This window comes from Streptomyces sp. NPDC054841 (assembly GCF_053611045.1).
Window position 1 is genome coordinate 1 of the sequence record NZ_JBSGZO010000414.1, and the last position, 7828, is coordinate 7828.

The 7828-nt window shown below is 70.1% G+C and carries 7 protein-coding genes; 4 read left to right on the top strand and 3 right to left on the bottom strand.

The genetic code is table 11. The features are described 5' to 3' along the window. A partial coding sequence (locus tag ACWGI8_RS34990) for an FAD-dependent monooxygenase (RefSeq protein ID WP_453667204.1) occupies positions 1-1137 on the bottom strand: 1137 nt, incomplete at its 3' end. Positions 1138-1487: 350 nt separating this feature from the next. On the opposite strand from ACWGI8_RS34990, the gene ACWGI8_RS34995 reads away from it, so the two are divergent. Continuing rightward, on the top strand, positions 1488-2828 hold the full coding sequence (locus ACWGI8_RS34995) for an LCP family protein (protein ID WP_453667197.1): 1341 nt from the start codon (positions 1488-1490) through the stop codon (positions 2826-2828). 112 nt (positions 2829-2940) lie between these two features. On the opposite strand, the gene ACWGI8_RS35000 is transcribed toward ACWGI8_RS34995, so the two are convergent. After that, entirely contained in the window at positions 2941-3525 is a 585-nt protein-coding gene (locus ACWGI8_RS35000) for a hypothetical protein (RefSeq protein WP_453667198.1), read from the bottom strand. A gap of 360 nt (positions 3526-3885) precedes the next feature. Beyond that, the gene (locus tag ACWGI8_RS35005) at positions 3886-4761 is read right to left on the bottom strand and encodes an ROK family protein (RefSeq protein WP_453667199.1); all 876 of its coding nucleotides are present in this window, start codon (positions 4759-4761) and stop codon (positions 3886-3888) included. Between the two features lie 267 nt (positions 4762-5028). On the opposite strand from ACWGI8_RS35005, the gene ACWGI8_RS35010 reads away from it, so the two are divergent. From ACWGI8_RS35010 to ACWGI8_RS35020, 3 genes are read left to right on the top strand one after another with little or no spacing between them, the layout of a single operon-like run. Beyond that, complete coding sequence (locus ACWGI8_RS35010) at positions 5029-5859, top strand: CPBP family intramembrane glutamic endopeptidase (protein ID WP_453667200.1); 831 nt, start codon at positions 5029-5031, stop codon at positions 5857-5859. Beyond that, positions 5849-7123: a sensor histidine kinase gene (locus ACWGI8_RS35015; RefSeq protein WP_453667201.1), complete on the top strand. Its 1275-nt coding sequence runs from the start codon at positions 5849-5851 to the stop codon at positions 7121-7123. Before ACWGI8_RS35010 ends, ACWGI8_RS35015 begins: the two co-directional genes overlap by 11 nt. Then, positions 7087-7737 carry a response regulator transcription factor gene (locus ACWGI8_RS35020; RefSeq protein ID WP_453667203.1) on the top strand — a complete coding sequence of 217 codons (651 nt, stop codon included), beginning with the start codon at positions 7087-7089 and terminating at the stop codon, positions 7735-7737. Before ACWGI8_RS35015 ends, ACWGI8_RS35020 begins: the two co-directional genes overlap by 37 nt. The last annotated feature ends 91 nt before the right edge of the window (positions 7738-7828 follow it).

Sequence of the window (7828 nt, forward strand, 5' to 3'; positions counted from 1 at the left end):
CTCTATGCCGTGCGTGGCGTGCCGGACGGTCCGGCCGACGACCTCCTCGCCGACCGGACGGCGCTCGGCGTCGTAGCTGGCGAGCAGGACCGGCCCCGCCTCCCCCCGGACGACGATGGCGAGCTTCCAGGCCAGGTTGCAGGCGTCCTGGATGCCGGTGTTCATGCCCTGGGCGCCGGTGGGCGGGTGGATGTGGGCGGCGTCGCCCGCGACGAAGACACGCCCGTCGGCGTAGCGGTCGACGATGCGGTGGCTGATGCGGAAGACGGAGGACCAGCGCATCCGGGAGAGGCGGGCGGGGCGGGGTGCCAGGCGGTCGACGACGGCCTGGATGTGGGACAGCTGAGGGGCGCTGCCGCCCTCCAGGCCGTGTGCGACGCCGTCGCCCCGCGCGGGCCCCGGGCCGGTCGCCCGCGTGGAGAGTTCGGGCGGGACCAGCATCGACATGCGGTAGCGGCCCGTGCCGGGCAGCGGGATGCAGACCAGCAGGTCGTCGGTGGAACCGTTGTCGGCGCGGTGACTGGAGCGTACGCCGTATCCGTGCGGCAGATCCCAGTCGGCCTCGACGTCGGCCAGCATGTACTCCTCGGGGAAGGCCGCGCCCTCGAAGGTGAGGCCCATCCCCTTGCGGACGATGCTGTGCGCTCCGTCGCAGCCGATCAGATAGCGGGCACGCAACTCCTCGTCCGCGCCGGAGGCGGTGCGCAGCCGGGCGGTGACCCCGTCCTGGTCCTGGGTGAACGACAGCAGTTCGGTGCCGCGTTCGATGACCGTTCCCAGGCCGGCGACGTACTCCTCGAGGAGGCGCTCGGTCTCGTACTGCGGCAGCGCGGCGAATCCGTAGGGCACCTCGGGCGGCAGCTCGAGGCCGATCCGCGCCTGTTCCCTGCCGTTGACGTAGATCAGCTGCCCGCGCAGCGGAACGGCAGCCTCCAGGACGGTGCGGGCCAGGCCCATCCGGTCCCAGATCTCCAGGGTGCGCGGCTGGATGCCAACCGCCTTGGCGTACGGGAGGCGGGCCGGCAGCCGGTCGACGAGACGGCAGTGCACTCCGTGCCGGCGGAGATCAGCGGCCGCACTCAGTCCGACCGGACCGGCGCCCGCGATCAGTACGTCGGTTGTGCGGGTGTGCTCCACGGGTGCCTCCCAGTGCCTGGCCCCGGACCGGTCCCGTATTCCATGGTCGCCCGGCGGTGCGCGGGCGGCGAGCCAGGCACCGGCGCCCGTGATCCGCGCACCGGCCGGCCCCGGTCCGAGCACGAAGCCGCGTACCTCGCTGAGTGGGTGTTTCTCGGGACGTCGCTCACCGTGACGGCGAACGGCCGGCGGACGTTCGCGCACGGTCCAACCGGGATGGAGGACCCGCGTTGGACAACCTGGGTGATCACTACCGGGAGGACGGCGAGCCCACCGGCGCGTAACACGACCCTCCCGTTCCTGCCCGATAGCTTCGTGCCCATCAACTGTGCACCTTGTGGGGGTGTGTGATGCGTCGTGGTGTTGTCGGACTGACTCTTCTGGCCGGCCTGGTCTCCTCCTTGCCCTGGCTCGGCGCGCAGGCCGTCTCTGCCGTGAACGCACCGGCAGGCCAGGACGGCAGCCGCGGTACGAACATCCTGATCGTCGGCATCGACAGCCGTGCCGGCCTGTCAGCTGAGGAGAAGCGGCGCCTTCACGTGGGCGGCAAAGCATGCGACTGCACCGACGTGATGATGCTCGTCCATCTTTCCGAGGACCACAGGCGCGCAAGCGTCGTCTCCATCCCCCGGGACAGTTACGTCGAGTACGCCACACCCGAGGGCGCCATCGCACCGCCCCGCCGAGGCAAGATCAACGGAGCTTTCAAGATCGGCCGGGGTCCCCTGGCCGTGCGCACCGTCCAGAATGTCACCGGCCTGCACATCGACCACTACCTCGAGACCGGCTTCGTCGGCTTCGAGCAAGCCGTCGACAACCTGGGCGGCGCGACCGTGTGCACGGACAAGCCGCTCAAGGACGAAAACTCCGGTCTCGACATCGCCGCGGGTACACAGCACCTCGACGGCAGTGGAGCCCTGCGTTACGCCCGCGCCCGGCACATCAACCGCCCCGGGGACCTCGGCCGGGTCCGCCGCCAGCAGCGGATGCTCGCCGACATGCTGGCCCGTCTGACCGTACAAGGGGCACTGGCCGATCCCGTGAGCGCGGCCCGTACGGCCGGCGAGCTGCTGAAGTCCGTACGCACGGACGACCGGACGGGCCTGGAGGACCTCGTCCGCATCGGCTGGACACTGGGCCGCCTGTCAGCGGACCGGACGGAGTTCGCCACCGTGCCGATCTCCCACTTCGACCACCGGGTGCCCGGCGTGGGGTCCACGCTGCTCTGGCACCAGGCCCGCTCCGAGGCCCTGTGGGACGCCCTGCGCTCAGACCGCCCCATCACCGGCGACACCCGTATCCTGCCGGTGCCCGAAACACGTGCCGAGAGCGACCCCACCGGTATCGAGGTGCGTGTTGATGACGCCACCGTCGCCAAGGCCCTCCGGCTCAGCAAGTTCGCCGTGGCGGACACCTCGGCGTCCGCCCCATCGGTGCGGCCCGCCGGCCCGCCTGTCATCGCGTACCCGGCCGGGCGTGAAGCAGATGCGTCCACGCTTGCCGCTGCACTGCCCGGAGCCCGCCTGCGGGCAGTCTCCCGGCAGGACGCGGTCTTCGAAGTCACCGTGGGCTCCGAGCCCGTGGTGGTCAAGACCGTCACCTACGACCGCAACGTCGCCGAAGGCGCCCCCGTCACAGCGGACCGCCTCCGCTGCGCCGGCCCGACAGCGCCGCGGCCGCGGAACCCCTGACCCGTGCGGGTGCGCAGCCTGCGGTGATCCGCTGCCGGCGAGCATGGCCCTGTCGGTACTCGACGTGCATCTGCACGGACCGTAGCGGGGTACGACACGCCCGGGGCCGGTGTCACAGCTGGTGGGTCCAGGCGATGACCAGCATCACACCGGCGGCGAGCGCGACGGCGGTGACGAGGTACGGCGCGATCCCTACCGTGCGGCCCCACATGCCGCCCGCCAGACGGGCGTGGAGGCGGCTGAGGAGCCACAGAGCCCCCAGCCCGGCGATCGCCGAGAGCAGGCCGACGCCGAAGTGCGCCAGCCAGGCCCCGCCCGTCGACGGTCCGCCCCAGGACGTGGTGTAAGGGCCGGGATCGACCAGCGGGTACAGAACGCCGCGCAGGATGAACAGGATCTCCATCCCGATCGGGATCAGCGACAGCAGCCCGAGCGGAACGCACAGCACCGCGTGGGCCAGCAGACGCGCCGCGCCGGGCCGGCGGCCCGAGGACTGCGCCGCCGAGTCCTGCTCTCCGGCCTGGGCCCACCACCGGCGCGCCGTGTCCGAGCGCCCGGCCGCAACCATGCCGACCGTCGCGATCGACGCCGGAAGGAGCGTGACGGCGTATCCGATCCGGCGCACGAACCGCGACCGGATGACACCCGAACCGGACTCCGCGACGTCGTCGGTGCGCCGGGACGCGCTGACTGCCATGCCCTGTACCTCCACTGTCCGGCCGGCCCGCTTGCCGACGACCAGAAGGTAGGAGCCAGGCTCGGTGGACCACGTCACACCACGGTGCCAAAGCTGACCCCCTACCCTCGTAGGGGGTCGGACGCGAGGCCACCTGCAATGGAGATCATGGAGAACAGGATGCTCGGGCGTCCTGAGGTTCTGGCCGAAGCTCGCGCCGAGGACGAACAGCGGGTGCGGGGTGCGGGACCCTGCCGCCCCTGCCTCGGGCCCTGCCGCCACACCTCGGGCCCTGCCGCCACACCTCGGGCCCTGCCGCCATACCTCGGTTCTCCCGAAGTCACCCGATCAGGACCCCAGTTCGGCCAGGCCGGAATGCTTCTAGACGTATTCCTCTACCCATGAGTGACCGTGCCTGGCGGCTTCAGCCAATCTCATCGCCCCTCTGGCGACGACCAGTTCAGCGTCCTCGATACGGCTGATCGTGCAGGCCTCCCTCAGCTCGGGCAAGGCATGCTCGCGAGCTGTCACGACTGCCGAATCCCAGTACCCCCTGTAACCAAGAGTGCCGCCTGCCACACGCACCACGTCCGGGTTGAGGATGTTCACAAGTGCAGCAATGGCAAGGCCGAATGCCACCCCCGCTTCGTGCACCACACGCTCGACGCCAGGGTCGCCGTGGGCCAGTGCGGCGTGAACCTGATCCGGCGATCTTCCGGTTCGCCTCACGATCGCCGCGCCGCCCGCGAGCTCGTCGAGGCGTTTCACTCCGTGATCGGTCGGCATCGGCATGCTGCCGACCTCGCCGGCCCACCCCCGTGAGCCCCTGAGCACTCTCCCTGCCGAGAGGTATGCGGAGCCCACCGCAGTGCCACAGATCAGCACGACCACGGTCGCATTGTCCGCGTGGCAGGTGGCTTCTTGCGCCAGGGCACCCCGGATGTCGTTGACGAGAAGCTGCGGAACGTCACAGCCTGCGAGTCCCTGCCACCCGGCGAGCTGCGGCAGGACGTCAGAGATCTCAACCTTCCGGTCTGCCACCAACCCCGGTACAGCGATGCCCAGTGCATCGGGCCGCAAGTCATTGTCTGCGATGAAGGCCTTGATCGCGGCTTCGATATCTGTCGGAGTTGCTGCGGGCCCCGTTGCCACCCGCCGTGTGAGCGGCCCCGCAAGGCCCTTGCCCTCCGCAAGCATGAGCAACTTGGTACCACCGATGTCGACACTGAGTGTTGAACGCACCATGGCATGCCTCACGACTCGACCGTGGACGCAACCTACCACCGCCCTCACGAGGTCAGCCGTGTCCGGGTGAAGCGATGGTTGTTGCCGGATGTGCCGGCCGCGCTGTCCGCGACGATCTCAACGCTCTCGCGCACGCCGCGCTCCTCCAGGGCTGCCTCGGGCGCGTACTGGACGGACCCGATGACAGCCCCGCACCCGCACGAGGGTGTATCTACGTACACCCCGGCCCGGCATGCAGACACAATGGCTGCGGCTTCGCCGAGCGGCATCGTCGTTGGCATGCGATTGAAACCTGTCGACATCAGGGCGATGGCCATGTTCCTCGCCGTTACCTTTCTGGCGGCCGGCGCGTTGGGCACGCTCCAGCCGGCGACACGGATCCCCGGCGAGGTCATCCAGCTGACCCAGTTCGGACCCGCACTCGGGGTGGGAGTTGCCGCGCTGCTGTGGCCGCGGCGTGTACGGGCACTGCTCGCCGGCGCCCTGCCGGGCCGCAGCAGTCATGGGGTGCTCCTGATCGTCACGGCACCGCTGATCATCGCGCTGAGCGTCGGCGCGTACGCGACGCTCACCGGGAACGTGCAACTGACGCGTCCGGACACCCCTTTTGCGTTGATCGCCGCGGCGCAGCTCATCGGCGCGTGTGGCGAGGAGATCGGCTGGCGCTGCTTCCTGCAACCGCTGCTGCGCACCCGCTTCGGCCCCTTTGGCGCTTCGGTCGCGGTGGGCGTGGCGTGGGGCGTCTGGCACGTCCAGGTCTTCGCGAGACACCCTGTGTACGCGGGGGCGTTCTTGATGGCAGCCGTATCCATGTCGGTCGTGATGGGGTGGGCCCTCGAAGGAGTGCGGGCTTCCAGGCTGCTGCTCGCGGGAGGCTTCCACGCTCTGATCAACCTCGGCATGCTGCTGTTCATGGACGAAGAGTCGGGCGCGGTACTCCCCATGGTGTTGTTCGGGGCGTCGTGCCTGGTGGCAGCGGGGCTGTGGACGTGGACGAGCTCTCGCAGCGGACGGTCGCCGTCGTCGGCGTCAGCCCTGGCACCAGCGACGGGAACGGCACCGACACCGACACCGACTAAGCTCCCTCCGATCATGGACGATGTTCGATAAGCCACGCACGGTCGTCTCCCGCGCATGTGTCGCGGTCGGCCGGTGCCAGTTGGCGAGCCTGCATGCCATCGCGGTGGCGGCGGCAGGCTCGCTCGTGGTGCTCGCCCTGCTGCTGATACCCGTGGGCGTCGGCTTCCTGCTGCTGCCGCCGGCCACGCGTACCCTGCGCTCGCTGTCCGATCGCTCCCGCTCACGCGCCGCCCGATGGACGGGCGTTCATGTCACTCCGCCCGAGCCCCTGCCCGCGGACCGCACCCTCAACGCCCGCAGGACATCGGGCGCGATCCTCGCCGATGAGGGTTTCTGGCGCGACCTGGTATGGGCCTGGCTGGAGCCGGTGACCGGCGGCCTCCTGGTCGCCGTGCCCCTCGCCCTGATCGAGTACGGGGCGTTCGGCGCGCTGGTCCAGCCGTTCATCTGGCGGCTCATCGACGACGGCAACTGGTATGCGTTCGTCCCGGTGCACAGCACCCCGACCATGCTTGCCGCGCTGGTGCTGGGGCTCGCCTTCATGGCCGCCGGCCTGCTCGCCGCCCCCGCCACACTCCGGCTGCACACCCGGATGACCCGGCCTCTGCTCTCCGCGCCCCGCAGCACCCAGCTCACCCGGCGGGTCGATCAGCTCACCGACGCCCGTGCCTGGGCCCTGGACACTCTGGCCGCCGAACTGCGGCGCATCGAGCGGAACCTGCACGACGGTGCGCAGGCTCGGCTGGTCTCCCTGGGGATGACGCTCGACCGTGCCATGCGCCGACTGGAGACAGACCCGGCGGCGGCACGCGAGCTCCTGCTGGACGTCCGCGGAACGTCCGAGCGGGCCCTGCAGGACCTGCGCGACCTCGTCCACGGCATCCACCCGCCGGTCCTCGCCGACCGAGGGCTCGGTGACGCCGTCCGCTCGCTGGCGCTCGACAGCTTCCTCGACGTCCACGTCGAGGCCCGGCTGCCGGGCCGGCTCCCGGCACCGGTCGAGTCCGCCGCCTACTTCGCTGTGAGCGAGACCCTGACGAACGCGGCGAAGCACTCCGGCGCCCGCGAGGTCGGCATAGCCCTGATGTACGAGAACGGCGTGCTGCGCGTGACCGTCACCGACGACGGCCACGGCGGCGCCGACCCTTCACGGGGCACCGGAGTGAACGGCGTACGACGGCGATTGGATACCTTCGATGGCACCCTCGTCCTGCACAGCCCGCAGGGCGGACCGACCACCGTGACGATGGAGATTCCGTGCGCGTTGTCCTCGCCGAAGACCTCTTCCTGCTGAGAGACGGGCTGACACGCACACTCCAGGAGCACGGCTGCGAGGTCGTCGCGGTGGACAACGGCCCCTCTTTGTTGCGCGCGCTCTTCGACGAGGGGGACGCAGCGCCGGATGTCGCGGTGGTCGACGTGCGGCTGCCGCCGACCTTCACCGACGAGGGCCTGCGGGCCGCGCTGGAAGCCCGTCGCCGACGTCCCGGCCTGCCCGTCCTCGTACTCTCCCAGTACGTCGAGCAGCTCTACGCGAACGAGCTGCTGGCCGGGGGCGAAGGTGCCGTCGGCTATCTGCTCAAGGACCGGGTCACCAACACCGAGCAGTTCGTGGACGCGGTCCGCCGAGTGGCTGCCGGAGGCACGGTGATGGACCCTCAGGTCATCTCCAGGCTCCTGTCGCGCGGCGACGCCCGTGGCACGATCGGCAGCCTGACGCCGCGCGAGCGCGACGTCCTGGAACTGATGGCCGAGGGCAGGTCGAACACCGCCGTCGCAAGCGGCCTGCACATCAGCGAGAGCGCCGTGGCCAAGCACACGGCGAGCATCTTCGCCAAGCTGCGTATCAGCCCATCGGCGGACGACAACCGCAGAGTGCTGGCCGTTCTGGCATATCTCAAGCGCTAGTCTTCTGAGTCAGGAATCCTGTTCAGATATGAGGCGAGGCGTTCGAGGATCTCGTCGGCGGTCTTCGTCCAGACGTAGGGCTTCGGGTCGG

Excerpts from the sequence above, each read along its gene's own strand:
- ACWGI8_RS34995 (WP_453667197.1), top strand. The coding sequence starts at position 1,488 with ATGCGTCGTGGTGTTGTCGGACTGACTCTTCTGGCCGGCCTGGTCTCC.
- ACWGI8_RS35000 (WP_453667198.1), bottom strand. The coding sequence starts at position 3,525 with ATGGCAGTCAGCGCGTCCCGGCGCACCGACGACGTCGCGGAGTCCGGT.
- ACWGI8_RS35010 (WP_453667200.1), top strand. The coding sequence starts at position 5,029 with ATGCGATTGAAACCTGTCGACATCAGGGCGATGGCCATGTTCCTCGCC.
- ACWGI8_RS35015 (WP_453667201.1), top strand. The coding sequence starts at position 5,849 with ATGTTCGATAAGCCACGCACGGTCGTCTCCCGCGCATGTGTCGCGGTC.